Genomic DNA, 18,048 nt, shown 5'->3' on the forward strand with positions numbered 1-18,048 from the left:
GCGGGACGGCGTGCTGCTGCGTAGTGGCGTCGCAGTGGTCTCTCCGGCCACTTCCACCGTAGCGAACATGTTCGTAGCGAACAAGTTCGGTGAGGAGTGTGCGTCACCACGGCTTCCCCGGCCCGACGCGCGTCGTCCCGCCGCCGGACCCGGACAGAAGGGCTCAGTCAGCCCGGTCGGGTACCGGGGTGTGCGTGATGCCGTTGACGAGGACGTCGAAACTCCAGCGCATCCGGTCCTGGGCCGCACCGTCGATGAGGTCCGGCATGTGGGCGGCGATCGCCGGATGCGTGGCCTCGTCGACGGAGCGCAGCGCACGCACGGTGGCGTTCCAGTCTTCCCCGGAGGTGGGGTCGTGCTCGTGGGTCGACTGCTCTGCGGCGGTGGCCGTGGCGTCCTGGAGCAGCTTGTCCACCCCCCAGGCGACCTGAGTCCGGGGCGCGCCGCTGTGTGCGAGCAGGTCGAGGATCCGTTCCACCAGCCGCAGATAGTTCTCGCCGCTCGGCCTGGCCACGAGCGCGGACCGGGCGAGCTGCGGGTGCTCGAACAGCACCAGGGTGTACGACGTCAGGACCGCGTTGAGCTGGTCACGCCAGCCGTCACCGCCACCCCGGCCGCTCAGGTCCACCTCGCCCAGCAGTGCGTCAAGCACCGCCGCGTGCAGTTCGGCGGTATTGGCGACGTAGACGTACAGGGAGGCCGGCCCGGTGTCCAGCTCCTGCGCCAAACGCCGCATCGTGACCTTCTCCAGCCCCTCCGCCCGCATGATCTGCACGGCCGTGTCCACGATCCAACGCCGGGACAGAGCAGGCTTCGCCGGACGCTCCCGCCGGCTGACCGGCTCTTTTCTCGCACTCATGACATCGATCGTAACGAACGCGTTCGACGCCTGCTGCGGTCGGCGTTCCCGTCGGAAAACGACCTTCTTGCGCAGCTTCCGAAGATGGCGGCGGCGGCCACGGCCGTCCGTCCCCCACCGCTGCCGTCGGCGTTAAGCAGTCGATCAAGAGCGCAGATTGTCGCAGCGCTGTTATATTAGCGCTGTGACATCTTCGGATCCCACAGCGCTACCCGACCCATGGCACTCCCTGCACGAGCTTCTGGCCGCCATGGATGCCGAGATCGAGCAGGTATACGTCGAGCGTGGCATCGAGGGGGTGCGGCCGCGGTTCGCCTATCCGCTGATCCGGCTCGCCCACACCGGACCACTGACCATTCGCGAGCTTGCGAAGTCGCTGGACCGCTCGCACTCCGCGATCAGCCAGACCATCGCCGCCATGCGCAAGGAGGATCTGGTCACCTCCGAGCCGGGGCCTGACGCCCGCACCCGGCGGATCGACCTGACAGCGCGCGGCCGGTCGCTGGTGCCGTTCCTGGAGGCGGAGTGGCGCGCCACCCACGAGACGGTCGCCGAATTGGACAGCGAGATCCCCTACGCGATGACCACCGTCGTCGAAGAGGTTCGGCGGGCGCTGGAACGCCGGTCGATGCGGCAGCGGATCCTCCACCACCTCGTCGAGCCACCGCGATGAGGGGGCGTGTCCGTCTCCGGTTCCTTGACACCCGCCCGCTGCGTGGCAGTCATCCGTTTCGCGACCTGTGGATCGGCACCTCGGTCTCTCAAGTCGGTGGGCAGATAGCAAACGTGGCGGTGCTGGCCCAGGTCTGGGACCTGACCGGCAGCCCGGTAGGCACCGGTGCCATCGGGCTCGCCACCGGCCTGCCGATGGTGCTGTTCGGGCTGCTCGGCGGCACGTTGGCCGATACCGTTGACCGCCGTGCGGTGGTGCGGGCCACCACCGCAGGCCAACTGCTGGCCGCCGCCGCGCTGTGTGCCCAGGCCCTGGCGGACAACCGGAACGTGCTGCTGCTGCTCGCCCTGGTCGCCGTGGGGACGAGCTGCAGCGCTCTCGGAGCTCCTGCCCGGCGTACCTTCCCGGTCCGGCTGCTGCCGGACGACCAGGTCGCGGCCGGCCTTGCGTTGACCAACGTCTCCTTCCAGGCAGCGATGCTGGCCGGGCCCGCGATGGCTGGGCTGATCATCGCCCGCTGGGATCTCCCTGCCGCATACGCAGCCCAGGCAGCGGCCATGGTCGTCTCGATGCTCGCGGTGATCCGCCTGCCTGCCATGCGGCCTGAAGGTGCCGACGCGGCGGGCGGCAGACGCCGGCCGAAGCGTGGCGGTTGGCGGATCGTCCTGCGTAGCCCGCCACTGTGGGGCTCGATGGCCACCGACCTGTCCGCAACGCTGCTCGCCATGCCCATCGCGCTCTTCCCGCTGGTCAACGAGATCCGCTTCGGGGGTAACCCGCAGACTCTCGGCCTGTTCCTCTCGGCCGTCGCGGTCGGGGGGATCACGGCCGGTCTGCTCTCCGGGACGGTGACGCGCTGGCGCCGTGCCGGCCTGGTGCAGCTGTCCGCAGCCGGTGTCTGGGGCCTGGCCCTGGCCTGTTTCGGTCTGGCGGGGCCGTTGTGGCTGGCGCTCGGGTGCCTGGCCGTGGCGGGCGCTGCCGACACCGTGTCTGTCGTCACCCGCAGTGCCCTGGTTCAGCTGGAGACCCCGGACGCGTACCGGGGGCGGGTCTCCTCGGTGGAACACGTCATCGGTGTCGCGGGCCCCGAACTCGGCAACTTCCGTGGTGGTCTGTTGGCGTCGGCCACCTCCGCCTCCTTCTCCCTGGTCTTCGGCGGCCTGTCCGCCATCCTGGCGATCGCCGCCGTGGCCGCGACCAACGCGCCCCTTCGCGCCTACCGCACACCGCCTGCTCCCGCCAAGCCAACCGTCCCTGGGGCCGCCGACGCGGGGGCAGCCGTTGGTCAGGTTTCCTGATTAGCCAGCAGCCTTGAGCCCGGAAAGAAGTCTCGCGGGACCGACGCTACCGCGGCAACGACATTCAAGGGGGAGCCAGTGAAGCGACGCGTACTCGGGAGCCACCACACCGGCCTCGGCACACAGCGCAAACGACTGGGTGAAAACCACCCAGGGCGCGCCCGCGGGATGGGCGCGCAGAACCGCGAAGAGCTACGTCAGTGGTGTCCAGCACCCGAGACGACCGGCCCAGCTGCTGATTTCGAGTCGCTAGGTCTAGATGAGTGGCCCCGAAGCAGTCAGCGAAGGGAGTCGATGACGAACTGTGCCCGCTCCACGACGGGGACGAGGGGAAGGTGTACCAGTTCGTAGCCGTAGGCGGCGTAGATGGTAGCCATTGCCTCATAGGTACGTTCGGCCTCTTCGTAGGACTGCTTGCGCTCGTTGTCCTGTTCGTAGATCTCCGGCCAGGGGGGTGCGATGAACACGCGGCGGTGGTATCGGAACCTCTGCGCGGCAGCGCGAACGTACTCCGGTACGGGCAGCCCTTCCAGCTTCAGGTAGCCCACGATGTCGGGGACTCCTCGGTCGAAGAAGACGGGTGCCGTCTGTGCTGCGGCGATGCGGTATGAGCGCACTTCCCAACAGAGCATCAGTTCCGCGAACAGGGCTGGATCTGTCCAAGGCAGCGCCCGTCCGGCGATGGCGACCTGGTCCTGGATGACCCCGCGCCCTGCCTCGGGGGACCTCGCGTAGCCCATGCCCTCCAGGTGGTCGATCAAGGTGCTCTTCCCGGACCCGGGGGCCCCGGTCAGGACGATGAACCGCTCCGACTCCGATGTCATGGCGCACCTTCTCGATCTCGCACAACCGATCACCCCCAATACAAAAGGTGCCCAAGGTCATTGCGTGACGAACGACCTGGACACGTGAAGATCGATTCGGTGGCGCACTTCTACACGAACTAGTACTCCAGTGCGGTTTCGTGATCTATCCAGCGGGCTCGTCGGTGGCCCTCGTCGGTAGTGGCGACGTCGGGCTGTTGCCTGGTGGTGTCTGCGCCAGGTGGACCAGTGCAGCAGCTTGGCCACTGACCGGGCCGGTGGGTGGAAGACGACGGCAAGCAGGTGGCGGATTTCCGGGACGGTCAGCGCGATGGGGTCCCGGCTGAGGGCGGGATGGTGCGGATTGGCGGGCCGGTCGGGGGCCGCGTCGGCGGCGAGGGCGGTCAGGAAGGCCAGGGCGAGCATGGCGAGGGTGACGTGCCTGTGCCAGGAGGTCCAGTTGCGGACCTGGTAGTGGTCGAGTCCGACCTGGCCCTTGGCGGCCTGGAAGCATTCCTCCACGCTCCAGCGGATGCCGGCGACGCGGACCAGTTCGGACAGGGGCGCCTGGGCGGGTGACCAGCACAGGTAGAAGGCGAGTTCGCCAGTGGTCCGGTTGCGGCGGATGAGCAGGTGGCGGTGGCTGCTGGCGCCGATGTGGATCCAGGCCCAGTCGTAGTAGCGCGGGCCTTTCGCTCCGTTGCCGGCGCTGTGGCGGTGCCAGGCCGTGGCGGGCAGACGGCTGGCGATGGTGTCCGCGCGGAGGGGAGTGCGGCCGTGGTTGATGCGGACCCGAATCGAGCAGGCGATGGCCATGACGTAGCCGATGCCGCGTTTTTCCAGGGTTGTTCGCAGCTGCGGGTCCTGGCCGTAGGCCTCGTCGCCGGTCACCCAGGAGGCGGTGACACCGCCGTCGAGCGCGGCAGCGATCATCTCACCGGCAAGGCGGGGCTTGGTGGCGAAGTCCACCTCGTCGGGTATCCCGGCAGCCCGGCGGCGCTCGGGATCGGTGCACCAGGAGTGCTCGGGCAGGTAGAGGCGGCGGTCGATCAACGCTCGTCCCCGGCGGGTGGCGTAGGCGAGGAACACACCGACCTGGCTGTTCTCGATGCGTCCGGCGGTGCCGGTGTACTGCCGTTGCACGCCCGCCGAGGCGGACCCCTTCTTCACGAACCCGGTCTCGTCCACGACCAGGACACCGCCGTCGGTGCCGAGGTGTTCGGCGGCGTAGGCGCGCAGGTCGTCGCGGACGGTATCGGCGTCCCAGCGGGCGTAGCGCAGCAGGCGCTGCATCGGCCCGGGCCGGGCGTGACCGGCTTGTTCGGCCAGCTGCCAGCAGTTCTTCCGCTCAACGCCCGACAGCAGCCCGAGCAGATAGGCGCGGGCCGTCCTCCGTGGCTCAACCCGCCCGAACCGGCCCGCGATCCGGGCCGTGACCCGGTCGAACATGGCCCACCAGCGGGCAGGGTCTACGTTATGGCTCGCGGCCACCGCACGATCTTCAGGAGTCCACACAACCCCCGATGATCAGGCGGTGGCCGTACCCGTTCCCGGCCGGGTCCGCGACAAGTTCGCGAAGTCGGACTGGAGTCCTAACCCCGAGCGACCTCAGCGGTGTGTGCGGGGGTGTAGCGCTCGCCCGTCACCTGGTCGCTCAGCGGGTCCAGCGCGGCCAGCGCCTCGGCGTCCAGGGTGAGCTCCAGCGCGGCCGCGTTCTGCTCCAGCCGGGCCGGGCTGCGGGTGCCCGGAATGGTCGCCACCGCCACCCCGAGCCGCTCGGCCTGGGCGTACACCCAGGCCAGCGCCACCTGGGCCGGGGTGGCACCCAGCCGGTCGGCCACCTCGCGCACGGTCTGCGCGATCTTCTCGTTGGCCTCGCCCGCCTCGCCGGCGAAACGGGGGTTGGTGCGCCGGAAGTCCTTCTCGCCCAGCGTGGAGCGGTCCAGGGCGCCGGTCAGGAACCCCCGCCCCAGCGGCGAGTACGGCACCAGCCCGACCCCCAGCTCGGCCATCACCGGGGTAACCGCCTCGACGTCGCGGCTCCACAGCGAGTACTCGCTCTGCACCGCGGTGATCGGGTGCACCGCGTGCGCCCGGCGCAGCAGCTCGCCGTCGACCTCGGACAGGCCCAGATGGCGGACCTTGCCCGCCTCGACCAGCTCGGCCATCGCCCCAACGGTCTCCTCGATCTCCACGTCCTGGGGCGGGCGGTGGGCGTAGTACAGGTCGATCACCTCGACGCCCAGCCGCAGCAGCGAGGCGTCGCAGGAGCGCAGCACGAAGTCCCGGGCACCGCGGATGCGGCGTCCCCGGTCGCCGGCACTGCGGTCGATGCCGAACTTGGTGGCCAGCTGCACCTGCTCCCGGCGGCCGTGGATGGCCCGGCCCACCAGCACCTCGTTGTGCCCGGTGCCGTAGGCGTCGGCGGTGTCCAGGAATGTGATGCCCAGCTCCAGGGCCCGGTCGATGGTGGCCAGGCCGCCGTCCCAGTCGGCGGCACCGTAGCTCTCGCTCATCCCCATGCACCCCAGGCCCATCGCGCTGACGGTGAGACCGGGCGAGCCGAGCGTGGTTCGGGTGATCATGCGCGGACACTCCTCCTGCCCAGCGGACCGGGCGGTACCTCGAGGGCTGACGAATTGCCTCCGACGCTAGGACTTGGAGCGCGTTCGAAGTCAAGCCGGAGGGACGGCCCCCGCCGACGGGTCAGGCACGGCGGGAGCGGGTGAGGGTGAAGCGGTCCACCGGCAGCAGGTCGCCACAGGGCCCGGACACCGCGTACTTCCCGGCCGTCTTCACCAGCGGGTGCAGCAGCCCAGCGGCCGGACCCGGTCCCAGCAGGATCAGCGACAAGATCGCGAAGTCAGACTGGAGTACTAGCTGATGACTACCCCCTGATCCATTCAGACTGGGACGCGAGCATCCGTCGGCAGGGGGTGCCCTGGACGCCCTGATCGGCCAGGAGTGCGCGGCGGTTCTCGACTGTTCCTGCGGCATCGGCACGCAGGCCATCGGCCTGGCGCTGCGCGGGCAGCGGTCCCCGGGACCGGCCTCAGCCCCCGCGCCGCGGCCCGCGCTGTCCGTGAGGCCGCCAGCCGGAACCTGTGCCTGCGCACGGCCGCTGCCGACATGCGACGCCTCCCGTTTTCCTGAGGGCCGTTTCGACACGGTCGTCGGCGCCGACAACTCGCTGCCTCACCTGCTGACAGAGCAGGATACGGACACCGCCCTGGCCGAGATGCGCTGCGTGCTACGTCCCGACGGCCTGCTACCGGTCAGCACACGCCACCATGACGACCTGCTTCGCGACCGTCCGGTTTCGACGCCTCCACAAGTCCACAGGAACGTCGACTGCGCCGACGGCGAAGCAGGACCGCGCGGAGAAGCAGACGGAAGGGGTTGCACAGTCGTCCGGGTGCGGTTCGCACCACGGCTGAGCCGCTACCGGCCCCGGGGGGATGAACTGCGGGCACCGTCCGTGACGGGCCCGTCTGGGGCGGGCTGTCGGCGCCTCCGTGTGAGGAGGAACGCGGCCAGGAGGAGCAGGGCGGCGGTGACGAGCAGTGCGAGGGGTGCGAGGTCGGTCAGGAGGGTGAGGATCCGACCGGCTGATGCCGCCTTGTCGCCCAGGTCGTGCGCGCTGTCCGGAGTGACCTTGAGCGTCAGGGCAGATACCGGCATCAGAGGCGTTGGCGCACCGGCGACAGAGGTGGTCGCCACCGTCTTCCTGCTCAGGGTCTGGTCGAGGGCGATGCCGGTCTGCTGGTCGATGTGGGCGACCAGCGTTGACTGGCCGAGGTAGGTGAGCGGCACCGGGTCCGGCAGTGCGGCCAGCGCGTTGGGCGTGAGACGGGCCTGAGTCCCTGGGGCGAGGGTGTGCACCAGGCCCGCGACGAGGTTCTTCGGCAGGGTGGTGGGCAGCGGTTCGAGCACGGCCGGGTCCTTGACGGGGGCAGAGACCTTGATCTCGTAGACGTTCACCGCGCGGCCCTCCCGACGTGCGGTTCCGGTGTAGTGGACGGGCACGATCGAACGGGTCGTGGCGTCGTAGTACGTGTGGGAGTCGTCCTGTCCGGCGTCCGGCGGGAAGGCCGAACTCAGGGCTCCTTGCGAAGGCTCCACCGATGTCGAGGCGGGTGGCGACGCACCCTCCCTGCTTGTCCGGTCGACGGCGTACGTCTTCGAGCTGGGCAGGGACTGCTCGCCGGCGTGGACCGTCAGGAAGTCCTCGATCACGGCGGTGTCGCCGTGTGTGGACGTGACCCGCACTCGCCGGTCGGCGGTGACCGGGATGCCGGAGCGGAGCGCGTGCGCGGTGTCCCCGGAGAGCAGGGCCTTGCCGTCCAGCAAGGTGGCCTTGCCCGCGTAGTGCACTGTCTGGTCGGTGTCGCCGGGCAGTTTCGTCGCGTTCGGGGCCACGACGAGCCGTACGACGGCCGCGGCGGCGACGAGGAGCACGGCCAGGGCGATGAGCACGATCGACGGACGGCGAGCGGACACGGCGTCCTCCCTTCAACGGTCTGGTCACATGTTCTCGGCGCCGGCCCTGATCGCTTCGCGGATGCGGGGGTAGGTGCCGCACCGGCAGATGTTGCGGATTCCGTCCAGGTCGGCCTCGGTGATCGTGCGGCCCTCCTCCCTGACGCGGCGGACCAGGGCGACGGCGGCCATGATCTGTCCGGGCTGGCAGTAGCCGCACTGGGCCACGTCCTGGTCGAGCCAGGCCTTCTGCATCGGGTGCAGGTCCGCGCCCACGGTGGCCGGGAGACCCTCGATGGTGGTGACCTCGTCGGTCGGCCTCAGGTCCCGTACGGGGATGGCGCAGGGGTTCGCGGCCCTGCCGTTGAGGTGGCTCGTGCAGGCCTTGCAGACGTTGATGCCGCAGCCGTACTTGGGTCCGGTGACGGCGAGGAGGTCGCGAAGGACCCACAGCAGCCGCTCGTCGTCCGGGGCGTCGACGGTGACCTGCTCGCCGTTGAGGCGGAATGTGTGCTTGGGCACGGGAACTCCCAGGTGTTTCACGGGTTTCAGCGGACGTGGTCCAGGCCGTCGACGGGGGACGCCGGGATGGGCGGGACGGTGGGTTTCGGTTCGAAGGAGAGGGTGCCGTGGTTGATCGGGAAGACCGTGGGCATCGTGCCGGTGGCACGGCCGTACGCGCACGCGACCGCGGCCATCGACGCGGCGACACCGAGTTCCCCCGCGCCGCCGGGCGTGCCGGTGCTGGGCGGTATGACGATGACGTCGAGTTCGGGCGGTGTGTTCCACTGCCGGGTGTAGAAGTAGTTGTCCCAGCTGGCTTCGAGGAAGTGCCCGTCGCGCAGGTGCAGGCTGGAGGTAAGGGTCAGGGCGATGCCGTCCATGAGGCAGCCCATCATCTGTGCCTCCAGACCACGTGGGTTGACGGCGAGGCCGACGTCCACGGCGATGACGGCCTTGGTGACGCGCGGGCCGGCGACACCGTCGCGGATGGGGCGGTTGACGGTCTGCGGGCGGCAGTCGAGTTCCACCAGCACCGCGCTCGCGGAGTGGTATTCGGAGTGGAAGGCGATGCCCTGCGCGGTGCCGGCCGGCATGCTCCGGCCCCAGTTCCCGGCTTCGGCCGCCTTGTCCAGGACGGCCCGGCAGCGGTCGTCCCGCAGGAAGTCGTGCCGGAACCGGTAGGGGTCCTTGCCCATCTTCCCGGCGAGCCGGTCGACGAGGAGTTCCCGGGCGCACGTGACGTCGGGGGAGTACACGTTGCGCATGCTGCCGGTGTTGAAGCCCTTGTCGGTTTCGCTCAGGAGCCGGCTGTTGGCGCCGAAGTCGTAGGGCATCGACTGGGAGAGCTGGAAGAAGGTCTCCGAGAACCCGATGTCACCCACCGGCAGTTTCGCGGCCAGGGCGGTGAAGATCTCCCCGAGCCCGTGGCTGAGGTCGGTCGACACACTGGTGTGCCGCTGCTTGTAGCCGAGGACGGTGTTGCCAAGATAGGAGATGCGCACGCGCGAGGTGGCCATGGGATGGGTGCGCCCCTGGCGGGAGTCGTCGGCGCGATGCCACATGAGCTTCACCGGCTTGCGGATCCGCTGGGAGACTTCCACGGCCTCCAGCGCGGCGTCGAAGAAGAGTTTGCGGCCGAAGGAGCCCCCTCCCTCCGTGACATGCACGGTCACTGCCCCGAGGGGCAGTCCGAGTCTGGCGGCGATCGCCTCCTTCGCGACGATCGGAGCCTTGAGGCTCGACCAGATCTCGGCACGGTCGGAGCGCACGTCGGCTATCGCGCAGTTGGGTTCCAGCGCGCTGTTGCTGCGGAAGTGGAACGTGAACCGTTCCTCCACGTGGGGCGTCAACGGCGGTAGGCCCATGGGTAGTTCGGCAGCGCCCAGTTCCTTGAGCACGGAGTCGTCGGACTTGCCCTCGGCGCTGCCGGGCTTCCACGACACCCGCAACGCACGCACCGCGTCGATGCACCGGCCGAAGGTGGTGGCACGCACGGCCACCCCGGTCGATATCACGACCACGTCGGTGACGCCGGGCATGGAACGGACCTCGGACAGGTTGGACACCGTTCCGACCTTGCCGTTGATCGTCGGCGGACGGCACACCATGGTCGGCAGTGCGTCCGGAACGTTCAGATCCAGTGTGAACGTCTTGCGTCCGGTGACCGCCGCGTGTGCGTCGACGCGGTTGTGCGGCTTGCCGATGACGGTGAACATGTCGCGGGGCTTGAGGCTGACCGGCACCTGCTCCGTCCGCGTGCCCGCCGCCGCGCGGGACAGGGCCCCCATGCCGGCGCTCCGGCCTCCGGGGCCGGTGACGATTCCCGCTTTCCAGGTCAGCTCGGTGACGGCGGTGTCCCATGCGGTGGCCGCGGCCCGGAGCAGCCGGTCCCGGGCGACGGCGGCGGCCACCCGGATCGGGGTGTAGGTGGAGAACGTCGTGTTGGATCCGCCGGTGAGCTGGTTGAAGAGCAGCTCCGGACGCGCGGCGGCCAGGGTGATGTGCACTCGGGTCAGGGGGATGCCGAGTTCCTCGGCGATCAGCATGGCCGTCGACGTGGTGATCCCCTGTCCCACCTCGGTTCGCGGCAGCGCGAAGGACACGGTGCCGTCGGTGTTCACCTCGACCGTGATCAGGCCGGAGGTCGGCAGGGCCGCCGCCGTCATCACGTCGTTGAGGTCGATGAGTTCCGTGATCTCCGGCGACGGGATGTCCGCACGCGCCTCGGACGCGGGGACGAGCTGGGCGGCCGTCACCAGCGTCGGAGCGGCCAGGACGTATCCGAGGAAGCGGCGTCTGGCGAAGGGCTGCGCGACGGCGTCGTGGGAGGAGTGATCGGTGTCCGTCACCGGTGGCCCCCTGCTCCTGGGGCAGGTTCCGCCGGGTGCTGTGCGTGGGCGGCCCGAACCGGGCACAAGCGTGTCGTTCCGCCATGGGGCGATGTCGTCATCGTCTCAACTCGTGTTCGCGTGGTCGGGTGGCTCGGGCGGGCTTGTGCGGCACCTGCGGGGGTACGCCGGTGGGGGCGTACCCCCTTGTCGTGGTGCCGGACGCGGTTCAGGAGGGGCGGTTGGCATCCGGGATCTCGAGGTGGATGCCCCGTCCTTCGCTGAGGAAGAGCAGGACGAACTTGCGGAGGGCTTCCTCCACGGTCCAGGCGGCCTGGGGGATCAGCGGAAGCGGGATGAGTCCTTCACGGAAGGCCACCAGCAGCGGCCAGGCGGTGCTGATCAGCGGTTTCCAGAACGGCTCCCGGTCCAGCCCGATCAGATCACCGGTCCGGTCGCCCAGGGTGTACCGGGCGAAGCCGTTGATGAGGGGCCTGGTGAGGCCGGCGTCGAGTTCCGCGACGATGTCGAGGAGGACGTCGGTCAGCTCGGTGCCCTCCGGGGTGGACGCCAGGATCGGGTCGAGGACCTGCTTGGACTGTGCGTTGGCCGCGTCCCAGGTGGCGGGGATGTACTCGTCCAGGACGCCGAGCATATGGGCGGTGACCTGCCACACGTGCAGGTAGCCGTCCGACTCGGCGGTGGTGATCGGGACCTTCCACTCCTTTAGCTTGCGCATGACAAACGTGGCCAGGCTGTGCCAGGTGACCATGATGTCGGCCTGGCTGATGGGGATGGTCTGGCCGCCGCTGGTGCGGGACCAGCCCGGCGACTGGGGCAGCAGATGCCGTACGGCCGCGTGCACCAGCCGGGTCTTCACGGCGGTCACGATCATCCCGCCCTGCGGCTGGTAGGCGTCCAGGTCCCCGACGTCGTAGCCGAGCTGGGCCGTCTTGGCGATGCGGTCTTTCATGTCCGCGCCGCCCTTGGAGTAGTAGACGGCGCGCGCCTCTCTCGGGATGGCGGTGCTCAACAGGCCGCTGCCGAGGCCGTACAGAGCCCCGGTGTAGATGCCCTTCTTCGTGGTGAACCTGGCCGCGGCCGCGAGCTTGTCCCGGTCCGCCCAGGTGGGCAGTTGGCGTGCCTTCTCCATGAAGTCGCGCAGGTCCGCGGGGAGTCCGGCCGGCAGTGCCTGGTCGTTGCGGGTCCACTTGCGCAGCGCTTCGTTGGCTTTGGCCACGTCGCCGCGCTCGATCACGGCGGCGAGGACGGGATCCGCTTCCTCGTCCCAGACCCAGTCGGGGTCGACGCCCGCTCCCTTGCCCGCCACCGAGCCGCTCGGCGCCCACGTCCACAGGGACCGGGCCTGGGCCGGTGACGCGGCTCCCAGTGCTCCGAGCGCTCCGAGCGCTCCTCCCATGATCAGCATTTTGCGCCTGCTGAGGTCGTCCATTGGGGAACTCCTCCTTGAGTCCCGCCGAGGCCGAAGTGGCCATGCGCGCGGGTGCCGGCTCGGTCAGGCGGGACGGTTGGTTTCGGGAATCTCGATGTGGGTCCCGCGTCCCTTGGTGAGGTAGAAGAGGATGTACTGCCGGGCCGCCTCGTCGATCGTCCAGGCCAGCGGCGGTACCAGGGGCAGCGGGATCAGCTTCTCGCGGAAGGCGACCAGCTTCGGCCAGGCGGTCTCGATCGCCTTCTCCCAGAACGGCTCGCGCGGGATCCCGTCCCAGTCGGCGACCTGGTCGCCGACCAGGTACCGGGCGAGGGCGTTGACGAGCGGGCGGTCGATCCCGCCGGGGCTGGTCTGCTCGGCGAGTTGGCGCAGCAGGATGTCGGTGAGTTCGACGCCCTCGCGCGTGGAGGCGAGGATGGGGTCGAGGACCTGCTTGGACTGTGCGTTGGCCGCGTCCCAGGTGGCGGGGATGTACTCGTCCCGGATGCCGAGCAGGTGTGCGGTGACCTGCCACACGTGCAGGTAGGCGGCAGAATCGGCGGCGGGGACGGGGACCTTCCACTCGAGCATCTTCCGCATGGCGTAGGTGGGCAGGCTGTGCCAGGTGACCAGCATGTCCTGCTGGCTGATGGGGATCGTCTGGCCGCCGCTGGTCCGGGCCCAGTCGGGGGACTGCGGCAGCAGATGCCGTACGGCGGCGTGCACCAGGCGCGTCTTGACGGCCTGTGCGATGACATCTCCGTCGGGCCGGAAGGCGTTGAGGTCCCCGACGGCGAAGCCCAGCAGGCTCGTCTTGGCGACCCTGTCCTCCATGTCGGCGCCGCCCTTGGAGTAGTAGACGGCGCGCGCCTCACGGGGGATGGCGGTGCTCAGCATGCCGCCGCCGACACCGTTCAGCAGGTTGAGGTAGAGGCCCCTCGACTTGTTGAACTCGGCCGCCCTCTCGAGCTTGTCCCGGTCCGCCCAGGCGGGCAGTTGGCGTGCCTTCTCCATGAAGTCGCGCAGGTCCGCGGGGAGCCCGGCCGGCAGCGCCTGGTCGTTGCGTGTCCATGTGCGCAGCGCGGCGTTGACCCGGGGAACGTCACCGCGGTCGATGACGGCGGCGACCAGCTGGTCGACCTCCTCGTCCCAGACCCATTCGGGGTCGAGGCCCGCTCCTTTGCCTGCCACCGAGCCGCTCGGTGCCCAAGTCCACAGGGTTCGTGCGTGGGTGGGCGAGGCGAGGCTCAGTGCCCCGAAGGCTCCCAGGGCCCCACTCGCGAATAACATCTTGCGCCTGCTGAGTCCGTCCATCGTTGCGAACTCCTCCTTGGCATCGCTGCAGGGTTGGTACGATGAAACACGACGTGCTTCGTTGTTTCAACAGGGGAGCACATGCGTGACGTGAACGCCAGAGGCTTCACAGAATCAGGGAGGCAGTCGTGGAACCTGTCCTGTTGGCACTCATGAGGTCGTCCGGTGCTCCGTCCGTGCTGGAGAGCGCGTTCGCCGAGGCCGTCGAGGGCGCGGAGCTGGATGACGAGGTCTCGGCGCGGCTGCTCGACGCCGCCTACGAGCAGTTCTGCCGCATGGGCGTCAAGCGGTCGACCATGGCGGACGTGGCGAGGCTGGCCGGTGTCTCCCGCATCACGGTCTACCGCCGGTTCGCCACCAAGGACCAGTTGGTCGAGCAGGTCGTACGCCGAGAGTTCCGGCGGTACTTCGATCGCTTCATCGTGGACATCCAGGACGCCGACACCGTCGCCGACCGGGTCGTCGTGGGGTTCGTGAGTTCGCTCAGGGCCATCCGCCACAACCGTCTCATCGGCGGTCTGATGACCGCCGAGCCGGATGCCGTGGTGCCGTCCATGACCAGTGACGGCGGCCGCACGCTGGCTGTGGTCCAACAGTTCGTGGCATCGCGACTGCTTCGGGAACAGCGTGCGGGGAACATCGCCGGCCATGTGCAGGTGGACCTGGTGGCCGAGATGATGGTCCGCATGTCCGCGTCGTTCCTCGTCATTCCCAGCCATGTGATCGATCTCGACGACGACGAGCAGGTGCGTGCGGTGGCCCGGCAGTTCCTCGTGCCGATGCTCGGGCCACCGCACTCGCTTCACTCGTAGCGCTCGCCCCTCTCGGCCTTGGCCACGAGGGACGCGGGCGGCTCGAACCGCTCGCCGTACCGTTCGGCCAGGTCCCCGGCGCGGGTGACGAAGCCGTGGAGTCCGCCGGGGTAGCCGTTGATGTACTGCAGTACGCCGCCGGTCCAGGCGGGGAAGCCGATGCCCAGGATGGAGCCGATGTTGGCGTCGGGCACCGACCGCAGTACGCCTTCGTCGAGGCATCGGACCGTGTCCAACGCCTCGGCGAAGAGCATCCGTTCCTTCATGTCCTCGAACGGGATCTCGCGTCCCGGCGCGGCGAAGTGTTCGTACAGGCCGCGCCACAGCCGCGTTCGCCGGCCGTCGACGTACTCGTAGAACCCGGCGCCCGAGGAACGTCCGCCCCGCCCGAACTCGTCGATCATGCGGTCCACGACCGGCTCCGAACCGTGCGGATGCCAGTCGCCGCCCTCGGCCAGGACGGCGGCCCTGGTCTCCTCACGGATCTTCCGGGGCAGGGTGAGCGTCAGCTCGTCCAGCAGCTGCAGCGGAGGTGCGGGGTAGCCGGCCTGTGAGCCGGCCTGCTCCACCGAGGCGGGAGGCAGTCCCTCACCGATCATGGCCACCGCCTCGTCGATGAACTTGGATATCACGCGGCTGGTGAAGAAGCCCCGGCTGTCGTTGACCACGATGGGCGTCTTGCCGATCTGCCGCGCTATGTCGACCGCTTTCGCCACGGTGTGCTCGCTGGTCCTCTCCCCGGTGATGATCTCCAGCAGGGTCATCTTGTCCACGGGGGAGAAGAAGTGCAGACCGATGAAGTCCTCGGGACGCCTGACCCCCTCCGCCAGCCCGGTGATCGGCAGGGTGGAGGTGTTGGACCCCAGCACGGCGTCCGGCGCGACGACGTCTTCGATGTCGCGGAAGACCTGTTGCTTGAGGTCCGGATCCTCGAAGACCGCCTCGATCACCAGATCGCAGCCGCCGAGATCTGCCGCGTCGGCGGTCGGCATGATCCGTGCGAGCACCTCGTCGGCCTTGTGCTGGGAGAGCCGCCCGCGTGCCACGTCCTTGACCAGGACCTGTCGGGAGTAGTCCTTGCCCTTCTTCGCCGCGTCGTAGGTGACGTCCTTGAGCACCACCGGCACACCGCTGCGCGCGCAGGAGTACGCGATGCCGGCCCCCATCATGCCGGCGCCCAGTACGCCCACCCTGTGCACGGTGTGGGGCGGGTAGCCGTCGGGACGGCTGCCACCGGAGCCGATGTGCTGCATGTCGTAGAAGAACGCCTGCATCATGTTGGTCGAGACCTGACCTGTCATCAGTTCCACGAGATAACCGGTTTCGATCTTCTGCCCGGTCTCCAGGTCGACCTGCGCGCTCTCGACGGCCGCGGCGAGGATGTTGCGGGGGGCCGGCACGTTCGCACCCTTCAGCTGCTTGCGCAGGTGCGCCGAGAGGGCCGGCAGCATCGCCGCCACCTTGGGACGGGAAGGGGATCCTCCCGGGATCCGGAAGCCCGGGGCGTCCCACGGCTGAGTGGCCTCGGGATGCGCCAGGACCCATTGCCGGGCCTTGGCGAGCAGTTCCTGCGGCGTCCGGGCGAGTTCATGGACCAGGCCCTTGGCCAGCGCTTCCTGCGGCTTGTACTGCCGTCCCGTGAGCAGGATGTCGGCCAGCGCGTCCTGGAGTCCCAGGAGGCGGACGGTCCGGCTGACACCACCGGCGCCGGGCAGCAGGCCCAAAGTCACCTCCGGCAGGCCGAAGCGGATGCTCGGCGTGGACAGGGCGATGCGCCGGTGGCTGGCGAGCGCGATCTCGAACCCGCCGCCGAGTGCCGTGCCGTTCATGGCCGCGGCCACCGGCCTGCCGAGCGTCTCCAGCCGGCGCAACTGTGACTTCAGGAGCGTGCACAGCTCACTGAGTTCCTCGGCGTTGTCCGGCCGCGCCCTGCTCATGAAGCCGATGTCTCCGCCGGCGAAGAAGCTCTTCTTGGCGGAGGTGAGGACGACCCCGGTGATGTTCTCCCGCTCCGCCTCGAGACGGGTGACGGTGGCCTCCATCGAGTCCACGTAGGTCTGGTTCATCGTGTTGACCGGCTGGTCGGGGTCGTCCATGGTCAGCAGGACGACCCCGTCGGACCCCTGTTCCCAGTGGATCATGTTGTTCTCCCGCATCGGCAGGGCGCTCCTCTCGGGTGACGTGCGTGGACGGGCAGGGGTGTCACAGTCGTTCGATCACGGTGGCGATGCCCATGCCGCCGCCCACGCAGAGGCTGACCACGGCCCGTCGCGCCGAGCGGCGCTCGAGTTCGTCCAGGGCGGTGCCCACCAGCATCGCCCCGGTGGCGCCGAGCGGGTGCCCCATGGCGATCGCGCCACCGTTGACGTTGACCTTCTCCCACGGCAGACCGAGGTCCTTGACGTAGCGGAGGACCACCGAGGCGAAGGCCTCGTTGATCTCGAACAGGTCTATGTCGTCCACCGTCAGGCCGGCGAGGTCCAGCGCCTTGCGGGTGGCCGGAGCCGGGCCTGTGAGCATGATCGTCGGGTCGGCTCCGCTCACCGCGGTCGCCACGACGCGCGCCCGGGGGAGCAGGCCGCACTCCGTTCCCGCCTGCTCCGTCCCGACCAGGACGAGCGCCGAACCATCCACGATCCCGGAGGCGTTGCCCGGGGTGTGTACGTGCTCGATCCGCTCCACCCACTGGTACTTCTGCAGGGCCACATCGTCGAAGCCCGCCATGCCGAGGCCGGCGAAGGAGGGCTTCAGCCCGGCGAGCGCTGCCGTCGTCGTCTCCGGACGCATGTGTTCGTCCTGGGCGAGCACGGTGACGCCGTTGCGGTCCCTGACCGGAACGACGGACTTGGCGAAGTAGCCGCCGGACCATGCGTGAGCGGCCCGCTGCTGGGACCGGACCGCGTATGCGTCGACGTCCTCGCGCGAGAAGCCCTCGATGGTCGCGATCAGGTCGGCGCCGATGCCCTGCGGCACGAAGTGCGTGTCGAAGGCGGTCTCGGGATCTGCCGCCATCGGACCGCCGTCACTGCCCATCGGCACCCGAGACATGGATTCCACGCCGCCGGCGATCACCAAGCGCTCCCAGCCGGAACGGACCTTCTGCGCGGCTGTGTTCACCGCCTCCAGCCCCGACGCGCAGAACCGGTTGAGCTGGACGCCGGCCACATGGTCCGGCAGCCCCGCCGCCAGCGCCGCCGTCTTGGCGATGTTCATGCCCTGGTCACCGACCGGGGAGACCACGCCGAGCACGACGTCGTCCAGACGTTGCGGGTCGAGACCCGGGTGGCGGCGACGGATCTCGTCGATCAGGCCCGTCACCAGTGAGACCGGCTTGACGTGGTGCAGCGAACCCCGTTTGCCCCGACCGCGCGGGGTGCGGATCGCGTCGTAGATGAATGCTTCGGTCACTGTCCTGGCACTTCCTCTCGTCGGCAGGCGTCGTGCTGCCGATCCGGGCACTCCGCGGGCGCCGGGTACAGGTGGTGGATCCGGTGGGAACAAGTAAGAACCGTTATTGGCTTGGCGTCAACAGAAGTCTCCCGAAATC

At 69.3% G+C, this 18,048-nt stretch carries 14 protein-coding genes and 1 pseudogene; 3 read left to right on the top strand and 12 right to left on the bottom strand.

Annotated features, from left to right (window positions below; genetic code table 11):
* Positions 1-163: 163 nt before the first annotated feature.
* A complete protein-coding gene (locus tag ACZ56V_RS11500) occupies positions 164-859 on the bottom strand; it encodes a TetR/AcrR family transcriptional regulator (protein WP_398909427.1) in 696 nt (231 codons plus the stop codon).
* A 184-nt stretch (positions 860-1,043) separates the two neighbouring features.
* On the opposite strand from ACZ56V_RS11500, the gene ACZ56V_RS11505 reads away from it, so the two are divergent.
* Together ACZ56V_RS11505 and ACZ56V_RS11510 are read left to right on the top strand one after the other, a co-directional pair.
* Positions 1,044-1,532 (top strand): MarR family winged helix-turn-helix transcriptional regulator, encoded by a 489-nt coding sequence (locus ACZ56V_RS11505; protein ID WP_468941278.1) that lies wholly within the window; start codon positions 1,044-1,046, stop codon positions 1,530-1,532.
* Positions 1,529-2,830 carry an MFS transporter gene (locus ACZ56V_RS11510; protein ID WP_468941280.1) on the top strand — a complete coding sequence of 434 codons (1,302 nt, stop codon included), beginning with the start codon at positions 1,529-1,531 and terminating at the stop codon, positions 2,828-2,830. Before ACZ56V_RS11505 ends, ACZ56V_RS11510 begins: the two co-directional genes overlap by 4 nt.
* Before the next feature lie 278 nt (positions 2,831-3,108).
* Here ACZ56V_RS11510 and ACZ56V_RS11515 read toward each other — a convergent pair whose 3' ends face one another.
* The 9 genes and pseudogenes from ACZ56V_RS11515 to ACZ56V_RS11555 form a co-directional block, all read right to left on the bottom strand.
* Positions 3,109-3,654 carry an AAA family ATPase gene (locus ACZ56V_RS11515; protein ID WP_468941283.1) on the bottom strand — a complete coding sequence of 182 codons (546 nt, stop codon included), beginning with the start codon at positions 3,652-3,654 and terminating at the stop codon, positions 3,109-3,111.
* Positions 3,655-4,017: 363 nt separating this feature from the next.
* Positions 4,018-5,082 (bottom strand): annotated as a pseudogene (locus ACZ56V_RS11520) (IS701 family transposase); the annotation flags it as partial.
* Between the two features lie 143 nt (positions 5,083-5,225).
* Positions 5,226-6,218 carry an aldo/keto reductase gene (locus tag ACZ56V_RS11525; RefSeq protein WP_468941286.1) on the bottom strand — a complete coding sequence of 331 codons (993 nt, stop codon included), beginning with the start codon at positions 6,216-6,218 and terminating at the stop codon, positions 5,226-5,228.
* Between the two features lie 121 nt (positions 6,219-6,339).
* Positions 6,340-6,486 (bottom strand): hypothetical protein, encoded by a 147-nt coding sequence (locus ACZ56V_RS11530; protein ID WP_467379356.1) that lies wholly within the window; start codon positions 6,484-6,486, stop codon positions 6,340-6,342.
* A gap of 588 nt (positions 6,487-7,074) precedes the next feature.
* Positions 7,075-8,133 (bottom strand): porin PorA family protein, encoded by a 1,059-nt coding sequence (locus ACZ56V_RS11535; RefSeq protein WP_467379357.1) that lies wholly within the window; start codon positions 8,131-8,133, stop codon positions 7,075-7,077.
* Positions 8,134-8,157: 24 nt separating this feature from the next.
* The gene (locus tag ACZ56V_RS11540) at positions 8,158-8,634 is read right to left on the bottom strand and encodes a (2Fe-2S)-binding protein (protein WP_468941290.1); all 477 of its coding nucleotides are present in this window, start codon (positions 8,632-8,634) and stop codon (positions 8,158-8,160) included.
* Between the two features lie 26 nt (positions 8,635-8,660).
* Positions 8,661-10,964 (bottom strand): molybdopterin cofactor-binding domain-containing protein, encoded by a 2,304-nt coding sequence (locus tag ACZ56V_RS11545; protein WP_468941293.1) that lies wholly within the window; start codon positions 10,962-10,964, stop codon positions 8,661-8,663.
* Positions 10,965-11,172: 208 nt separating this feature from the next.
* The gene (locus ACZ56V_RS11550) at positions 11,173-12,396 is read right to left on the bottom strand and encodes an oxygenase MpaB family protein (protein WP_468941296.1); all 1,224 of its coding nucleotides are present in this window, start codon (positions 12,394-12,396) and stop codon (positions 11,173-11,175) included.
* Positions 12,397-12,459: 63 nt separating this feature from the next.
* Positions 12,460-13,689, bottom strand: coding sequence for an oxygenase MpaB family protein (locus ACZ56V_RS11555; RefSeq protein ID WP_468941299.1), 1,230 nt, complete (start codon positions 13,687-13,689; stop codon positions 12,460-12,462).
* Between the two features lie 128 nt (positions 13,690-13,817).
* On the opposite strand from ACZ56V_RS11555, the gene ACZ56V_RS11560 reads away from it, so the two are divergent.
* Complete coding sequence (locus ACZ56V_RS11560) at positions 13,818-14,501, top strand: TetR/AcrR family transcriptional regulator (protein ID WP_356361825.1); 684 nt, start codon at positions 13,818-13,820, stop codon at positions 14,499-14,501.
* Here ACZ56V_RS11560 and ACZ56V_RS11565 read toward each other — a convergent pair.
* Together ACZ56V_RS11565 and ACZ56V_RS11570 are read right to left on the bottom strand one after the other, a co-directional pair.
* Positions 14,492-16,657, bottom strand: coding sequence for a 3-hydroxyacyl-CoA dehydrogenase NAD-binding domain-containing protein (locus ACZ56V_RS11565; RefSeq protein ID WP_468941302.1), 2,166 nt, complete (start codon positions 16,655-16,657; stop codon positions 14,492-14,494). The two genes, ACZ56V_RS11560 and ACZ56V_RS11565, sit on opposite strands and share 10 nt — an antisense overlap.
* 46 nt (positions 16,658-16,703) lie before the next feature.
* Positions 16,704-17,909 (bottom strand): acetyl-CoA C-acetyltransferase, encoded by a 1,206-nt coding sequence (locus tag ACZ56V_RS11570; RefSeq protein ID WP_468941305.1) that lies wholly within the window; start codon positions 17,907-17,909, stop codon positions 16,704-16,706.
* Positions 17,910-18,048: the final 139 nt, after the last annotated feature.

Source organism: Streptomyces sp. NPDC034099 (assembly GCF_055575415.1).

Excerpts from the sequence above, each read along its gene's own strand:
- ACZ56V_RS11500 (WP_398909427.1), bottom strand. The coding sequence starts at position 859 with ATGAGTGCGAGAAAAGAGCCGGTCAGCCGGCGGGAGCGTCCGGCGAAG.
- ACZ56V_RS11515 (WP_468941283.1), bottom strand. The coding sequence starts at position 3,654 with ATGACATCGGAGTCGGAGCGGTTCATCGTCCTGACCGGGGCCCCCGGG.
- ACZ56V_RS11565 (WP_468941302.1), bottom strand. The coding sequence starts at position 16,657 with ATGCGGGAGAACAACATGATCCACTGGGAACAGGGGTCCGACGGGGTC.
- ACZ56V_RS11525 (WP_468941286.1), bottom strand. The coding sequence starts at position 6,218 with ATGATCACCCGAACCACGCTCGGCTCGCCCGGTCTCACCGTCAGCGCG.
- ACZ56V_RS11550 (WP_468941296.1), bottom strand. The coding sequence starts at position 12,396 with ATGGACGACCTCAGCAGGCGCAAAATGCTGATCATGGGAGGAGCGCTC.
- ACZ56V_RS11510 (WP_468941280.1), top strand. The coding sequence starts at position 1,529 with ATGAGGGGGCGTGTCCGTCTCCGGTTCCTTGACACCCGCCCGCTGCGT.
- ACZ56V_RS11555 (WP_468941299.1), bottom strand. The coding sequence starts at position 13,689 with ATGGACGGACTCAGCAGGCGCAAGATGTTATTCGCGAGTGGGGCCCTG.